Source organism: Lutibacter aestuarii (assembly GCF_042676885.1).
GTDB classification, from domain to species: domain Bacteria; phylum Bacteroidota; class Bacteroidia; order Flavobacteriales; family Flavobacteriaceae; genus Lutibacter; species Lutibacter aestuarii.
On record NZ_JBHTIC010000008.1, the window covers coordinates 330,498 to 345,682 of the forward strand.

General features: G+C 28.3%; 17 protein-coding genes. 4 read left to right on the top strand and 13 right to left on the bottom strand.

Annotated elements, in window-relative coordinates; all coding sequences use genetic code 11:
- Positions 1-38: 38 nt before the first annotated feature.
- From ACFQZW_RS08990 to ACFQZW_RS09010, 5 genes are read right to left on the bottom strand one after another with little or no spacing between them, the layout of a single operon-like run.
- Entirely contained in the window at positions 39-473 is a 435-nt protein-coding gene (locus tag ACFQZW_RS08990) for a hypothetical protein (protein ID WP_386782500.1), read from the bottom strand.
- Entirely contained in the window at positions 466-1,674 is a 1,209-nt protein-coding gene (locus ACFQZW_RS08995) for a nucleotidyltransferase domain-containing protein (protein WP_386782502.1), read from the bottom strand. The genes ACFQZW_RS08990 and ACFQZW_RS08995 overlap by 8 nt, the downstream gene beginning before the upstream one ends.
- A 2-nt stretch (positions 1,675-1,676) precedes the next feature.
- Entirely contained in the window at positions 1,677-2,504 is an 828-nt protein-coding gene (locus tag ACFQZW_RS09000; protein ID WP_386782505.1) for an SMODS-associated NUDIX domain-containing protein, read from the bottom strand.
- Complete coding sequence (locus tag ACFQZW_RS09005) at positions 2,488-2,898, bottom strand: lecithin retinol acyltransferase family protein (protein ID WP_386782507.1); 411 nt, start codon at positions 2,896-2,898, stop codon at positions 2,488-2,490. Before ACFQZW_RS09005 ends, ACFQZW_RS09000 begins: the two co-directional genes overlap by 17 nt.
- Positions 2,899-2,932: 34 nt before the next feature.
- A complete protein-coding gene (locus ACFQZW_RS09010) occupies positions 2,933-3,106 on the bottom strand; it encodes a hypothetical protein (RefSeq protein ID WP_171946636.1) in 174 nt (57 codons plus the stop codon).
- Between the two features lie 126 nt (positions 3,107-3,232).
- Between ACFQZW_RS09010 and ACFQZW_RS09015 the strand changes: the two genes are divergently transcribed.
- The 3 genes from ACFQZW_RS09015 (at position 3,233) to ACFQZW_RS09025 (ending at position 6,643) form a co-directional block, all read left to right on the top strand.
- Entirely contained in the window at positions 3,233-3,835 is a 603-nt protein-coding gene (locus tag ACFQZW_RS09015) for an RNA polymerase sigma factor (protein ID WP_386782510.1), read from the top strand.
- Complete coding sequence (locus ACFQZW_RS09020) at positions 3,835-4,590, top strand: hypothetical protein (RefSeq protein ID WP_386782512.1); 756 nt, start codon at positions 3,835-3,837, stop codon at positions 4,588-4,590. Before ACFQZW_RS09015 ends, ACFQZW_RS09020 begins: the two co-directional genes overlap by 1 nt.
- Before the next feature lie 853 nt (positions 4,591-5,443).
- Positions 5,444-6,643, top strand: a complete 1,200-nt coding sequence (locus tag ACFQZW_RS09025; protein ID WP_386782514.1) for a multidrug effflux MFS transporter — start codon at positions 5,444-5,446, stop codon at positions 6,641-6,643.
- A gap of 51 nt (positions 6,644-6,694) precedes the next feature.
- Here ACFQZW_RS09025 and ACFQZW_RS09030 read toward each other — a convergent pair whose 3' ends face one another.
- From ACFQZW_RS09030 to ACFQZW_RS09045, 4 genes are all read right to left on the bottom strand, one after another.
- On the bottom strand, positions 6,695-6,874 hold the full coding sequence (locus tag ACFQZW_RS09030) for a CPXCG motif-containing cysteine-rich protein (RefSeq protein ID WP_372802620.1): 180 nt from the start codon (positions 6,872-6,874) through the stop codon (positions 6,695-6,697).
- A gap of 12 nt (positions 6,875-6,886) precedes the next feature.
- Positions 6,887-7,657 carry a sulfite exporter TauE/SafE family protein gene (locus ACFQZW_RS09035; RefSeq protein WP_298262540.1) on the bottom strand — a complete coding sequence of 257 codons (771 nt, stop codon included), beginning with the start codon at positions 7,655-7,657 and terminating at the stop codon, positions 6,887-6,889.
- Positions 7,658-7,725: 68 nt separating this feature from the next.
- Positions 7,726-8,436 carry an OmpA family protein gene (locus ACFQZW_RS09040; protein WP_298262541.1) on the bottom strand — a complete coding sequence of 237 codons (711 nt, stop codon included), beginning with the start codon at positions 8,434-8,436 and terminating at the stop codon, positions 7,726-7,728.
- On the bottom strand, positions 8,436-8,915 hold the full coding sequence (locus ACFQZW_RS09045) for a lipocalin family protein (protein ID WP_298262542.1): 480 nt from the start codon (positions 8,913-8,915) through the stop codon (positions 8,436-8,438). Before ACFQZW_RS09045 ends, ACFQZW_RS09040 begins: the two co-directional genes overlap by 1 nt.
- 166 nt (positions 8,916-9,081) lie before the next feature.
- On the opposite strand from ACFQZW_RS09045, the gene ACFQZW_RS09050 reads away from it, so the two are divergent.
- Positions 9,082-9,780 (top strand): pseudouridine synthase, encoded by a 699-nt coding sequence (locus tag ACFQZW_RS09050; RefSeq protein WP_386782519.1) that lies wholly within the window; start codon positions 9,082-9,084, stop codon positions 9,778-9,780.
- Positions 9,781-10,171: 391 nt separating this feature from the next.
- Here ACFQZW_RS09050 and ACFQZW_RS09055 read toward each other — a convergent pair whose 3' ends face one another.
- From ACFQZW_RS09055 to ACFQZW_RS09070, 4 genes are all read right to left on the bottom strand, one after another.
- Entirely contained in the window at positions 10,172-10,621 is a 450-nt protein-coding gene (locus ACFQZW_RS09055; RefSeq protein WP_298262544.1) for a hypothetical protein, read from the bottom strand.
- Positions 10,622-10,868: 247 nt separating this feature from the next.
- Positions 10,869-11,921, bottom strand: coding sequence for a response regulator (locus tag ACFQZW_RS09060; RefSeq protein ID WP_386782521.1), 1,053 nt, complete (start codon positions 11,919-11,921; stop codon positions 10,869-10,871).
- The gene (locus tag ACFQZW_RS09065) at positions 11,918-13,078 is read right to left on the bottom strand and encodes a PAS domain-containing sensor histidine kinase (RefSeq protein ID WP_298262546.1); all 1,161 of its coding nucleotides are present in this window, start codon (positions 13,076-13,078) and stop codon (positions 11,918-11,920) included. Before ACFQZW_RS09065 ends, ACFQZW_RS09060 begins: the two co-directional genes overlap by 4 nt.
- Before the next feature lie 68 nt (positions 13,079-13,146).
- Positions 13,147-15,147, bottom strand: coding sequence for an alpha-ketoacid dehydrogenase subunit alpha/beta (locus ACFQZW_RS09070; protein WP_386782524.1), 2,001 nt, complete (start codon positions 15,145-15,147; stop codon positions 13,147-13,149).
- Positions 15,148-15,185 lie beyond the last annotated feature (38 nt).

Genomic DNA, 15,185 nt, shown 5'->3' on the forward strand with positions numbered 1-15,185 from the left:
TTAATAAATAGAAATGTAAAGGCTTTAATGTTTTTTATTTAATGCTTAACTTCTTTATCCAACCAAATACCATATTTTAACCACAATTCATAAGTAACAAGCCATTTTGAAATCCAAGGAATTGCATCTACAAAATTAAATTGCATATATGGAGACAAATCACTTGGATGATATAAACAAAGGCTATGGTTATTGTATAAATGTGGAACTTTCCCAAATTTAATTGCCTTATCTATCACAAAAATGTTTTCTTTTCTGCCTTTTTTGTTTGGGTCATACTCGAAAACTATTTCATAATTGTTTTTGCAACCTTTAGGCTTAATTTTTCCACCTCCAATAAGTTTTCCGTCTTTAACAAATGATTTAATCCAATCAAAGTTATCCTCAATTAAGTTTTGCTGAATGTGTGCACTAATGAGGTCTTTTGCTATATCTGGCAGTCTATATTTTTTATTTATATTAATACTACTCAATACCTCCAAAATTTCTATTTTCTTTGCTTTTATATCCTGTAGAATTATTTACATTTCCAGATTTATCTACAAAAGTGTTTCCAGACATTATTGTCACACCAGCAGCTTCCAATTGATTTCCTTCATTTTTTGATAACTCTTTTAATTGCTCTGTAAGGATTCCTTTAATTCTATCACTTCCAAATAATTCTTCAGCAACTCCAAAATTTCCATTTTTTAGCTTTTCCCATTTCTCCTTATAGCTTTTAGCAAAAGCAATAAATTGATTGTAATATTCTTTCTCTTTGTCCCATTTTTCAGTAAAATCTTCATCTGAATTTACTGGGTTTAAAACTTTTATTCTTTTGTATACACCTTGACTTTCAAATAAATATTGATAATCTGTATATCGCTTTACTATTTTATTTAAAATACTATCTATAGTTTGATAAATTGATGGTTCTCCATCATATAATTCACCAAAAATTGTAGTTAAAACAATACTTGAAGTTTTATGTTTTGGATTTTTTTCAAAATAGATATCTCGATATCTCTTTGTTAACTGTACAGCTCTTTTAAGAGGTTCTTTGCTATAGATATCATCATTTGGTAATTCTTCTTGCTCAGCTTTTGCCTCATTTAAAGCGGAGAATGTTCTAAACGCTTTGTTAAGGTTTGAACTAGATATTGTTTCTGCTTTTTGAGTAAACCAATTTGCATAGCCTTTTGGATTTGACGATGTCCAAGAACTTAATTCTCTGTCTGGAACCATAATTTTGCTATCACCATTAATTACAATACAACCAGGAAGCACGTCCATATGAAAATCTCCTACATAATCAATACGTGCACATCTATTTTTCTTAACTAACTTCTCTTTATAAATATCATTATTACTTAAAACTCGAATTAAGTGATTATATATCTCTGATGAAGTATAGTTATAATAAGGATCTCTTATTTCAACAGTTATATCTAAATCAAACTCTTCTTTACCTCTTGGTTTTACTGTTGTTCCTATTGCTTTTGACCCTTGAGGATATACTAAAAAATCAACTTTTGAAAAAAATAATTCATCTTTTTCAAGTATATCATATACAGCATTGTAAGCCGATTCCATTCTCTGTTTTCTCGTTTCATCTAATTCTAATGAAACTGCAATTCGCGTTAATATATCTTCTCTTTGAAGACCATTATCATGTAAATATTGTTGTAAATTCATTTTTATATAATGTATTTAGTGTGTTGTCCAATTCTTGTTTTATTATTATTAAAACATTCCTTCTTAATTTCATCTCTAGTCACAAAAGCGTAATCATTTGTGATAGGATTGCTCGTCATTAATTTCACTAATTCCTTAGTCTGCTTATTATTTAATTCAACCGAATAAATATTATAGATTAAAGTATGGTAAGTTTCATCTTTAAAGCGATTTTCCTTAACTAATAGCTTATCTACAGTTTTTATTTGTTCAGCATTTATAGTGATGAAATTCTTTTTACTAACAATTTTAGTTTCTACAAGTTCCTCAAAAAATTCTCTCCAAATTCCAACTTCTCTGTCTTTCCCAGATTTAAACCACTTAATGATTTTCGGTAAATATTTAGCTTTAACAAAAAAGCGTAAGTCTTTTTGGTTTTTCTTATCCGATTTTGGTTCAGTTTCCCATTCTTTAATAATGCATTTATTACCTACTAATTTGTATACACCACCAACTGGTTGATACTGATCAATTTTACTACCTCTTACCAATAAATACTTTTCACTTCCGTGAAGTTTTATTCGTAAAAGGTAGCTTAATGACACATATACTTTTTTATTAGGAATGAAAACAGAACAGTTCAAAGCTTTCCAAAAATAACGTCCATATGAATTAATGATTTCATAAAAACCAACAACAGATGATGTAACACCTGCTACTGCTAATCCAACAAGAGTTTCTTTGTGAAAATCAGAAACATTAGTTAAAACAAAATATCTAACAAAAAGATAAATTGTAGATACAATGAGAATTACAAAGTATACTAGAAGTCGTTTACCTTCTTTTCCCATTATTTACTTTTATTAATTTATATGTTAGACCTAAAACCAAAACAGAAAATAAAATTGTGACTTGAACACTATTCTCTTTGCCTTTTTGTACCCAATTAGCAAAATGCTCACAGTTAAAATTTAGCAAACTGTATTTTTGACCTAATTTATGATATGCTCTATTTATCGCTTGGTTTCTTTGAAAATCTGTACCTTCAAATGGTTCTATTCTTACTGGTTCATAGTCTACTAGTAAATCAGATAATTCTGATTCAGATAAAACTTTAACGCCATCTTGAAGATTGCCTATAAATGTTTCGTTTCCAACATAAACAACATAATGATTAAGTATTCTACCTAATCCATTTCTTTTTTTTGCTACAATTACATCAGCTGGATATAATTGGGAATTCAATTGTAATTTTTTAATCATACTTATTTATTTAAAATTATTTTTCTTTTCTAACTCCTTTAAATTTACCTCCAGATGTTTTTACATCCATAAACTTTCCAGTTTCTGTATCTCTCTTTACATAAAGATTTGTTTTAGTGTTTAACACTTGCGAGCGTTGTTTTACTGCCCCTTTTCTTGCGTTGTCTCCAACCGGCTTGTTTTTTGCCATAACTTTTACTATTAAAATTTATATTATCATTACCTTGTAACCCATTGCTTACATTTATATATGCTAAGCAAATGCAATTAATTACCATGCGAATGGTAATTTTTATTTTTTAATTAGCATTAATTAATGAGAGTAATACATTCTGGTAAACTAGAAATTAAAAACAACTACGACAAAGTAGAGTGGGAGAGAGTAATTCCTGTCCTTATGGCATTTGCGTATAGTTTACTAGGAAATAAGAAATTCACAAATAGGAGAGACCAACTTGCTTATGATTTTGCAATGGAGACAATTACAAAATATCTTGAGAATAAAGATAAATTTAATCCAAGTAGAAACCCTGATTTAATCAATTATTTAAAATATAATATCTTGCGACAACTAATTTCTAATTTTGAGAATTCGGCAGGAATTAGAAAAAGAGTTATTTTCGAAAAGACAAATGATGAAAACGAAACTAATTCAGAGTTCTCATTGGAGCATTTATACGAAGAAGATAAATACATAGAAAATAATATTGATGAGAAGGTTTTTGTAAAAAAAATGGAGCAAAAACTTAAGAATAAATCAGATCTGAAAGAAATTTTTGATTTGCTATATTATAAAGATTCAAAGCGAGCTGAAATATGTAGTGACTTAGATATTCCATTAAGTGAATTCGATAATAGATATAGAAGACTAAAACGTCTTTTAGATAATGAAATCAAAATATTACTTAAAAGTAAGTGATGCATAAAGATAGGAAGCTAAATAAAATAAAGCAATTTGAAAAAGACTTTGCTGATTCCGTTAGTTTTAACGAAGATACTGCCAGAGATTATTTAGAAGAAAATGGAGTTGATGTAGAGAAATTTATAAATAAGGGGCTTAAGCAAATCCAATCTTCGTTTAAGAAGAAAGAAATGCAAATGAGTAAAGCCTTTTTTTTTAAAAGAGTAGTATTAGGCGCTGAAATAGTATATAATTTACATAATGAAAGAACCTTTGGCCATGTGAAGTTTATGAAACTTATGTACTTGTGCGAACAAGTTTCCAATATGGAATTATCTGTAAGATATGTAAAACAAGCAGCTGGACCATTCGATGCTAAATTTATGCATTCAATAGATAGAGAATTTAAAAGGCTTAAATGGTTTGATGTAAAAGTAAAATCTGGAATAAACTTTAATACTTATGAATATATTCCAGATGAAAAAATCATGTCATATAAAACGTATTTTAACAAGTACTATAGTAATGACATTAATGGAATAGAATGGTTGATAAAAACTTTTGGAAAACCGCCAACTAAAAAAGTTGAGCTTGTTGCAACTATATATTCTTGCCTGGATGAATTTATTAAAGAAAACGAAGAATTTTCTACTGAAATACTAATTGAAAAAGTTTTTGATTGGTCTGTAGAGAAAAAAAAGAAGTTTACTAGAACTAATATAGTTAATGCTCATAATTGGATGATTGAGAATAGATTAATTCCAGTTTCATAAATATTATGTAAAATAGAATTTCGATGTTAAACTTGGCCTCATAAAATTTTGGTTAAAACAATAGGAGAAATGAGCGTGTATATTTTAGGGGTTTAGTAATAAATATTCTTAAGAGTTTCAATTATATATAGGATTTCAAAGCAATGTTAACGAGTTCGAATGTTTCCTAAAATATAGCGAATGAACCGTTAATTGTTTCCAAAATTATATGCAGCCTTGAATTTTTGTTTCTTTTGTTTCAAGACAAAAGATAATGAATCATTAAAAAAAGATTAATTGGAGTTCTAAATATAACAAGTGCATAGAATTTTATTTTTACTCACATATTTAATTATTTGCAAAAACTTCAAAGGTGTTCGTGAATCTCCTAAAAAGTCGATTTCATAAAATTTATGCTCTTGTGGCAATCCACGAGAATCGTCTAAAATTTTTTATTACGTACATTTTATCGAATACGCGATTTTTAATAAGAGTAAAAAGGTTAGCTTTTATTTTGGCGTTGGCAAGCGTTGGATAATTGTGTGTAAAATAAATTGCCAGAGCAATTTGATTTTATAAAACAATCGAGCGCTTGTTAGCGGCTATTTTACATAACGGCTAATTATAGATACATAATGTTTTTTAAACGCTGCGAAGCAAACCGCTTATTAGTTTAATGACCCAAGTTCAAATTATTCTTATGAAAACTAATGCTTCTGGGATATTTTACATAATACTACATTATAGCTATCAAATGGAAACAATGGCTAAACAACATAAATGAACATTTGTACTATAATTTATATTATGTTAAATAGTGAATTTTAAATTCCACTCTATACATCCCAATAATAAATTATAGTACATTTGCTAAATGCTAGAAAAAAAATCATCACAGTTTGAATTTATAGCTTTAATGGCTTCACTTATGTCTATAGTTGCTTTAGCTATAGATGCCTTATTACCAGCACTTGATTTTATAGGAATTTCTATAGGAACTACACAAACGGTTGATAATCAACTGCTAATTACAATGATATTTTTGGGACTGGGTTTAGGTCCTTTATTTTTTGGACCTATTTCTGATAGTTTAGGCAGAAAACCAATTGTATATATGGGTTTTGGTTTGTTTATTATTGCAAGTTTAATTTGTGTGTATTCTGAAAGTTTAGAAATGATGGTTTTTGGCAGAATTTTACAAGGTATTGGACTTTCAGCACCAAGAACCATTAGTATAGCAATGGTTAGAGATACTTATAGTGGTGATTATATGGCTAGAATTATGTCGTTCATAACTGTTGTTTTTATCTTAGTACCAATTGTTGCACCAGCCATGGGAAAATTTGTGTTAGATCACTATAATTGGCAAGCCATTTTTTATATTCAATTGTTATTTAGCGTGTTAGTTAGTGGATGGTTTTGGTTAAGACAACCAGAAACTTTAGCTATTGAAAAGCGTGTTAAATTTTCAAGTCATATTTTTATTGATGGTTTAAAAGAAATTAAAAAATCTAAACGCACTATTGGTTTTACGGTAATTTCAGGATTTGTAACTGGATCATTTATGGTATATTTGAGTACAGCGCAACAAATATTTCAGTTTCAATACGATTTAAAAGAAGAATTTCCTTTTATATTTGCTGGGTTGGCCATTGCCATTGGTTCAGCAACGTTTTTAAATGGTGCATTGGTTTTAAAATTTGGAATGGAAAAATTAGTAACTACTTCACTCCTAACATTTTTTAGTGTTTCATTACTTTATATTATGTTGTTTAATGGTAATACCAATCCACCTATTGAAATTTTATTGGTATTTTTTGGTTTGCAATTTTTTGCCATTGGATTTTTATTTGGAAATTTAAGAGCCTTAGCAATGGAACCTGTAGGACATATTGCTGGAATTGGTGCTGCGATTACTGGATTTATTTCTACAATTATGGCAGTCCCTATTAGCACTTTTATTGGTCGCTTTGTAACTTCTACAGCACTTCCTCTATTTATTGGGTTTTTAGTTTGTAGTTTGTCTTCTATCTTAATTTTAATGTATTTAAAAAGAAATTCATTAAAAAATTAAAACATATAAAGAATAGAATATCAATATGTTAATTTGGTTTATTTAAACTTTCTATTCATTATTATTGATTTTGAACAAAACAAGGTTTGTTTTTTCAAAAGTGACATGAATTTCAATAGGGTTACAGCAGGTTTCACAGTCTTCAATATAAATTTGATCAACAATTGAACTATCTAACAACATAGAAATTGTTTCCCAACAATATGGACATTGAAAAAAATGTTCTAACATTTAGTATAATTTTTACTTAAATAAAATTAACAAAGCTCCTACAGCAGTTACTAAAATAATAAACTTTCTGTACAATTGATTATTTATGAGTTTTACCAACTTAATTCCAGTATAAAATCCGAAGATAATTATGGGTAATAAAATTAGATTAATTGAAATACTTTGAATTGATATGGTTTTCCAAACAATCATATGAAAAGGAAGTTTAAATACATTTATAATAAAAAACAACCAAGCTGCAGTGCCAATAAATTCATTTTTAGGTAAGCGCATTGCTAAAAAGTAGATATTTGAAAAAGAGCCTGCTAAATTTCCAATCATAGAGGTAAATCCAGATAATAATCCCATACTGTTGGAAAAAACGCTATTTTGAGGAATATGAGTAGATGTATGTTTGTCCATTACAATCATAATAACTACAATCACAAGAATTAAAGCTCCCATTAAACGTCTAAAAAGTTCGTCGGAAATATCGTTTCCCAACCACACTCCTATCAATACTCCAATTATCATGGTTGGTAAAAGCTTTCCTAAATATTTCCATTGAGTATGTCTATGATAATAAATAACGGCTAAAATATCTGCAAAAACCATCATAGGTATTAGTACTCCCGTTGAAGATTTCCCTCCAAAAACAATGGCCATTAAAGTTACAATAACAACTCCTATTCCTTTAATTCCAGCTTTTCCAACCCCTAACAAAAAGGCACCAAGAATTGCAAAAAACCAGTTTAACATTGTTAGTTTTGGTAGTATGGTAAAATCTTGTAGGTAATTCACCATTAAATTTTAATTTTTTTTATAAAAAAAGACTGTCTTAAGACAGTCTTTTTAAAATGATCTTTTATTTTTTAATTTTCTGCTTCTTTCTTTGCATCTTCTTTCATTTTATCGTTAGGAACAATCGCAATATTTACTCTACGATTTTTTGATCGCCCTTCTACGGTAGTATTATCAGCAACAGGTTGTTCTTCACCAAACCAATTTGTAGTAAATCGCGAAGAATTCAACCCTTTATTGTGAATGAAAAAATTAGTTACTGCATAGGCTCTGTTTTTTGATAAGGTCATATTATAAGCATCAGCACCTGTACTATCTGTATGCCCAACAATTAAAACATTGGTATCTGGATATTCTTTTAAAATATTCGCTAATTTATTTAATAAAGCATCCGAAGCATCATTAATATTGTATTTATTAGTATCAAAATAAACTCCGCTGTTTTCATCAAAGGTTACTACAATACCATCATCAATGCGTTCTACCACAGCTCCAGGAATTTCTTCTTCAATTTGTTGTGCTTGTTTGTCCATTTTTTTACCAATAAGAACTCCAGCAGTCCCGCCTACTACTCCACCAATTACAGCTCCTAGCTCACCACCATCACCTTTTTTACCAACATTATTACCAATAATGGCTCCTAAAATAGCTCCACCAGCAGCACCAATTGCTCCTCCCTTTTGAGTATTACTAGCGTTTTTTGTTGCTTCACAGCTACTTAGGTTAACTACTAAAATAGTTGAAAATATTGTTATCGTTATTTTTTTTATAAGTGTTTTCATTATTCATTGATTTTTGAAAAGTTCATATTAATTTTTAAAGGTTGTCCACCTAATAATACCGTTTGTTGCCATTGCATGGTAGATTCTGATAATTGAGTTAAATTCAATCTAAAACCTTTATTATCTTCTGATTTCTCCTTTTCGTTAGTAGGTTTTAATAAGAAATCATACAAACCAGTGTTAGGATCAATTTCTTGAATGGTAAAAATAAAATATCTTTCTCCTAGCACACAATTTTGATTATTAATGGTGTAATTACCAGTATTATTGTTAGGTATAAACCTCCAAGTACTTCCTTCAAAACAAGTTGCTAAAGCGTCATTTAGAAGTAGCGTTTTAAAATCACCCGATTCACTATAAGTAACCATATCTAAGTTCCAATAGCCTTTGATTACTTTTTTGGACTGAATCACTGTTTTGGGAGTTCCACAAGAAATTATGGTAAAAATTACCACAGCAAACATGCATAGTTTTTTCATTTTCTTTTAAGCTTTAAGTTATTTAATTGATTTTAGCTGTAAGTATTAAATATAATTATTTTTTTATTCAAAGATATAAAAAAGACCTACTAATTTTATAAGATTAGCAATTAAATTATTTAGAGTTTACTTTAACCTAGAATAATAAAAAAAGTATATTTGCGGCATGAAAATTGAGATTCTTTTTGAAGATAATTACATTATTGTTGTTAATAAACCCAATAAGATTTTAATTCATAATTCATACTATGCTAGAAATATAAAAGAAGCTACTTTACTTGATTTATTAAAGGAAGAGTTTCAAGAAAATTACTATCCAATTCATAGGTTAGATCGCAAAACTTCTGGTGTATTGGTTTTGGCTAAACAAAAGAAATATGTAGCTGTTTTTCAAAAATTATTTAATTCTAATAGCATTCAAAAAAAATATTTAGGCATTGTTCGAGGTTTTATTGAAACTCCCTGTACAATTAAGTCTCCTGTAAAACACCCTGATACTAAACTTTATAAAGATGCAGAAACTTTATGTGAACCAATACTTAACAAACAATTAGATATTGCTGTTCATCCTTACCAAACATCAAGATATAGTTTAGTTAGATTAAAGCCAGCAACAGGAAGAATGCATCAGCTTAGAATTCATATGAATAAAATTAGTCATCCTATTGTGGGTGATTATAAATACGGAGATCGGTTTCATAATAGGATGTTTGAAAATGAATTGAATTGTGATAATTTATTTTTGCATGCACACTCCATACATTTTGAGCACCCATTAACAAAAGAAAAATTAGATTTATATGCTGATTTACCACTCAATTGGTTGAAAATATTTGAAAAATTTAGTTGGCAATTTGAATTTTAAAAACACCGTTTTCGAATTATAGTTAAGCTATTTTTTGCTGAATTTAAATATTTATATGATGATAAATACGATTTGGTTAAATAAAAACCACTTTCACCTCAAAATAAATAGTTTTTATTAAAACTTTTTCTTTTACAATTGAGCAACCTCCCATTTAAATTGTCACGTCCACAATATTTTATTTGTAATGGTTGATCAATTACAATTTATGATATCATACAAAATATGAAAGAACTATAATTCGAAAACGGTGAAATAATTGAACTTTTTAGTTATATATAAAACAAATACCTAATTAATCTTTTAAAATTTATTATAAATATATTTAATTTGCTAAGCATTTTACCCCCAATAAAACAACTTAATTCTGTATATAAAAATTTAGATTTATTTAAATATTTATAACTAATCTTTTTTGCTTTTCATTTTTCAAAATAGTTAATACCAGTTCAAATATTTCTAGTTTTATATATTTAAAATTTTCAAAATAATTTTGTACTTCTTTTTTTAATATTTCATGTGTTTTTCTAAAAACACCTTCTTTTTTTAGATAAATATTTTCTAATAATAAGGCTAAATTTATTTTATGTTCTTTAATATCATTAATCAATTCTTCTCTAAGAACAGTTTCATGACTTATTCCGTTAAACAGTAATTTTGCTTTACTATAATGTTTTTCTGAACAAAACTCAATAATGTGTTCAGCTAACAACTCTTTTAAGAACTCCTCTTCTACTTTTATAAACTGAAATTCGGAAATCCATTTTAGGGTGTTTTTATGTAAATGCTCAATACTGCAATTAGGCTTTAATTTATTTTGTTTTGGGATTAACCTTTTCACTTTATTAGATTTTATTTTAATAAAAAAGATTTTTTAATTTTTGTTTTCAAACATTTTTTAATTCTTAAAAAATCTTTTTAAAGTTTTCTTTAGCATAAACCTTTTTTAGGCTCACTTATAATAGCATCACTTCTTTTTCTTTTATATAAAAGTGGCTTTAATTATTTAATCAAAATTACGGGTGGATAGTTCAAATTGCAATGATGCACATCAATATAAAAAATGATTTTCATCAATATAAATTTGATTAATTTACTTTAAGAAGCTTAGGAATATCAATAATGGTAATACTTTTTGCAGTTACTTTTATTAGTTTTTCTTCTTTAAAATCATGCAAAGTTCTTATCAATGATTCTTTTGCTATACCAATAGAATTGGCCAAATTAATTCGACTTATACTAATTTCATTAGTACTTTTTGTAGGATATTTATCTAATAATTTAATTAAGGTTAAAGCTGTTCTTCTTCTTACAGAGCTATAAGCAGTTGTAATTAACTGTTTTTTTATATCAATTAAATCACTAGCTAACAAATCAATAAAATTGTAAAGTATATGGTTGTTGTCATTTATTACAGCAATAATTTCTTCTTTACTAATTTTATATAATTGAGTATTTACAATGGCTTTAGAATTTTCAAAATGAGGAGTGTGCTTTACAAATGATGCGTAGCCAAAATACTGCATATTTGTATAATAACTTGTAATAAATTCTTTTCCTAGTTCATTAGATTTATAGGTTTTAACCAAACCATTTTTAATTAAATATAAATGATTGCTTTGGATTCCTTGACAATAAATAGTTTCGTTTTTTTTATATGTATATACTTTTTTCTTAGCTAAGTAATGTTCAATGTTTTTAATATTCCCTAAACTTTTATATTTTGTGTTATTTGTTGAAAACTTAAACTTTTTTTTAACTTCAAAGGCTTCAACTCTTTTTAATCTACTGTCTATGGCTCTTAAAAGTTCAGATTCTTCAAAAGGTTTTTTTATATAATCATCAGCGCCTAACTCCATGCCTTTCCTTAAATCTTCATGGTTTGTTTTTGCAGTTAAAAAAATAAAAGGAATATGTTCTAAAACTGGTGTTTTAGATAGTATTTGTAACACTCCAAACCCATCCAATTCAGGCATCAAAATATCGCAAATTATAATATCTGGAATAAAAGATTTAGCGACTGTGACTCCTTCCCTACCATTGTTAGCCGTTTGGACTGAAAAATTAGCTAATTCTAATATTTCTGCTGTATTTTCTCTAACAGCAGGATCGTCTTCAATTAATAATACTTTTTTATTCATTGAATCGTAATTTTTGGTAATTGAATTTTAAAGCTAGTTCCTTTATTTTCTTTACTTACAAATGAAATAGTACCTTTCAAACTTGTAACATATCCTTTTACAATATTTAGCCCTATCCCAGTTCCTGGATAATACAACACGTTTTTAGCTCTAAAAAAACGATTAAATATTAAATTTTGTTCTGCTTCAGGGATTCCTATACCATAGTCTTTTACACTGAAATAAATGTTATTTTTATTTTGACTAATTTTTACATGAATTTCACTTTCTTCATCAGAATATTTAATGGCATTGTACAATAAGTTTGTTAAAATAATTTTCAATAATTTTGGGTCTTGATATATTTCTTCATCAATTTGATTTTCAAAAATCAAAACCTGTCCCTTTTTTAATGAAGGTTTGGTAAATTTGGTAATTTCTTTAATTAACTTATTTAAATTTAGGGGAGTGTAACAAGGTTTTATATTTCCTGATTCTATATTTTCTAAAGTTAAAAAATCATCTAACATTCCATTTAAATGATGGATCATACTTTTAACCTTAGCTACATGAGTATCTCGTTTATGATACTTTTCTAATTCTGTATATTTAACAATTAATTCTGTAGATGACAAAATAGCACTTAACGGCGTTTTAAATTCATGTGAAGCCAGCGCAATAAATTTAGTTTTTAGATGATTTAGTTCAATTTCTTTGTTTAAAGATTTTTTTAGTTGCTCTACAACTTTTTCAAGCTCATTGTTACGATTTTTAACCTCCTCTTCTAATTGATAGTTTAAGGTGGTTATTTTTTTTTCTTTTTCTTTTCGTTCACTAATATCTGAAATCAAAGCTTTATAATAAAACTGATTTTCATATTCTAATTTTCCAAAAGTAAGTTCTATAGGAATTTCTTGACCATTCTTTTTAACTCCTATTGATTCAATTGGAACTTTATATTTCTGATTTTTAGGATGTTGTATAAAGTCATTAAACAACGCAATGTCTTTAAGTATATCGGTAGTACTTAATCCATGTAGTTCATTATTTTGATAGCCGAAAATACTATTTAAAGGGTTGTTTTCTAGTACAATTTCTTTTTGCTCATTACAAACAAGTATCCCAACTTGCATGGTATCGAAACAAACTTTATAAAATTCTTTTTTTTCTTTTAACATCTTATGTTAAAATTAAAACTTCTCCATTATGTTTTATATGATTTTAATCAGCCTAAAAAAATAAAAGTTTAATAATTCAATAAATCTAAAATTTCAGTGTAAAGTTTGCTTTTAGCTAAATATAAATTTTCTAAGTTTTTAGCAAATGGAATGGGAGTTTCAATACTGCCAACGCGTTTAACTGGGGCGTCTAAAAATTGGAAACAATTTTCAGTTATTAAAGCAGAGATATCTGAAGCTATACCTCCAAATACAGTGTCTTCTTGTAAAACTAATACTTTACCTGTTTTTTTTACAGAAGTATAAATCGTTTCTGTATCTAAAGGCTGTAGGGTTCTTAAGTCAATAATATCTGCAGAAATATGGTGTTTGCTAACTTCATCAAGTGCCCAATGAACTCCTGCTCCATAAGTAATAATTGTTAAATCGAGACCTTTTTCTATAATTGCAGCTTTACCAAACGGAATGGTATAATAATCTTCAGGAACTTCTTGATATATAGATCTGTACAAGGCTTTATGCTCAAAAAATAACACCGGATTAGGATCTTCAATTGCAGTTGTTAATAAACCTTTTGCATCGTATGGAAACGCTGGGTATACAACTTTTAACCCTGGAGTTTTAGTAAACCAAGCTTCATTGGTTTGACTATGGAATGGCCCTGCTCCTACACCTGCTCCACAAGGCATTCTTAAAACGGTATCAGAATTTTGACCCCAACGGTAATAAGATTTTGCCAATAAATTAATAACAGGATTAAACCCAGAAGTTATAAAATCTGAAAATTGTAATTCTACAACCGATTTATAGCCGTTGATTGACAATCCAAATGCAGTTTCAATTATGGTAGATTCACAAATGGGAGTATTTCTAACTCTTTCTTTTCCAAATGCTTCTAAAAAGCCATCAGTAATTTTAAAAACCCCACCATATTCAGCAATATCTTGTCCCATAACCACCAAGTTATTGAAACGCTCCATAGACTGTTTAAGTCCTTGAGAAACGGCATCAACAAATCTAATATTTGAAGTTTTATTTGAAGGAGTAATTTCTATAAAGTTCGTATGCGTGTAAACATCAGCAAGTTCTTCTTCAATTGTTGAATGTATTTCAGGCTCTGAAAAGGCTTCTTTTAAATTCTCGCTAATCTCTAGAAGCAATTCTTCTTTAATAATTACGTCTAATTTTTCAGAAAGTATCTGCTCATCTTTTAAAAAGGCATGGTAATTTTCAATAGGATCTTTTGAAGCCCAAAAATCTAACATTTCTTTTGGAACGTATTTAGTACCACTTGCTTCTTCATGCCCACGCATTCTAAAGGTTTTAAACTCTAAAAGTACGGGTCTAGGACTTTTGCGAACACTTTTAGCTATTTCATTTACTTTTGAATAAACTTCTAAAATATTGTTTCCTTCAATAATATGGCTTTCCATGCCATAGCCTATCCCTTTATCTGCAATGTTTTTACATTTAAATTGATCGTTTGAAGGGGTAGAAAGACCGTAACCATTGTTTTCAATACAAAAAAGAACGGGTAAACTCCAAACTGCTGCAACATTTAGTGCTTCATGAAAATCACCCTCACTAGTACCTCCTTCACCAGAAAAAACGGCACATAATTTTTTTTCATTACGTAATAAATTGGCTAAAGAAATTCCATTAGCAATACCTAATTGAGGCCCTAAATGAGAAATCATTCCAATAATTTTGTGTTTTTGCGTTCCAAAGTGAAAAGAACGATCTCTTCCTTTGGTAAACCCACCCTTTTTACCTTGCCACTGTGAAAAAAGTTGATGCAATGGAATATTTCGAGTTGTAAAAACACCCAAATTTCGATGCATTGGTAAAATATATTCATCAAAATTTAAGGCTTTAGTTATACCAACAGAAATTGCTTCTTGACCAATGCCTGAAAACCATTTGGAAATTTTACCTTGTCTTAAAAGAATCAACATCTTTTCCTCAATTAATCGAGGTTTTAAAATTGCTTTATAGAGGTCTATTAGCTGCTTATCTGTGTATCCCTTTCTATTGAAAACCAATGAAGGGTTATTTTGGGTTGATTTCATAGATTTTAAATAAACTCAAATGTACTAATAAAGCGTTA

Excerpts from the sequence above, each read along its gene's own strand:
- ACFQZW_RS09045 (WP_298262542.1), bottom strand. The coding sequence starts at position 8,915 with ATGAAAAAACTATGCATGTTTGCTGTGGTAATTTTTACCATAATTTCT.
- ACFQZW_RS09020 (WP_386782512.1), top strand. The coding sequence starts at position 3,835 with ATGCATAAAGATAGGAAGCTAAATAAAATAAAGCAATTTGAAAAAGAC.
- ACFQZW_RS09060 (WP_386782521.1), bottom strand. The coding sequence starts at position 11,921 with ATGAATAAAAAAGTATTATTAATTGAAGACGATCCTGCTGTTAGAGAA.
- ACFQZW_RS09030 (WP_372802620.1), bottom strand. The coding sequence starts at position 6,874 with ATGTTAGAACATTTTTTTCAATGTCCATATTGTTGGGAAACAATTTCT.
- ACFQZW_RS09025 (WP_386782514.1), top strand. The coding sequence starts at position 5,444 with ATGCTAGAAAAAAAATCATCACAGTTTGAATTTATAGCTTTAATGGCT.
- ACFQZW_RS09070 (WP_386782524.1), bottom strand. The coding sequence starts at position 15,147 with ATGAAATCAACCCAAAATAACCCTTCATTGGTTTTCAATAGAAAGGGA.
- ACFQZW_RS09000 (WP_386782505.1), bottom strand. The coding sequence starts at position 2,504 with ATGGGAAAAGAAGGTAAACGACTTCTAGTATACTTTGTAATTCTCATT.
- ACFQZW_RS09065 (WP_298262546.1), bottom strand. The coding sequence starts at position 13,078 with ATGTTAAAAGAAAAAAAAGAATTTTATAAAGTTTGTTTCGATACCATG.
- ACFQZW_RS09015 (WP_386782510.1), top strand. The coding sequence starts at position 3,233 with ATGAGAGTAATACATTCTGGTAAACTAGAAATTAAAAACAACTACGAC.
- ACFQZW_RS09035 (WP_298262540.1), bottom strand. The coding sequence starts at position 7,657 with ATGGTGAATTACCTACAAGATTTTACCATACTACCAAAACTAACAATG.
- ACFQZW_RS08995 (WP_386782502.1), bottom strand. The coding sequence starts at position 1,674 with ATGAATTTACAACAATATTTACATGATAATGGTCTTCAAAGAGAAGAT.
- ACFQZW_RS09040 (WP_298262541.1), bottom strand. The coding sequence starts at position 8,436 with ATGAAAACACTTATAAAAAAAATAACGATAACAATATTTTCAACTATT.
- ACFQZW_RS09010 (WP_171946636.1), bottom strand. The coding sequence starts at position 3,106 with ATGGCAAAAAACAAGCCGGTTGGAGACAACGCAAGAAAAGGGGCAGTA.
- ACFQZW_RS09050 (WP_386782519.1), top strand. The coding sequence starts at position 9,082 with ATGAAAATTGAGATTCTTTTTGAAGATAATTACATTATTGTTGTTAAT.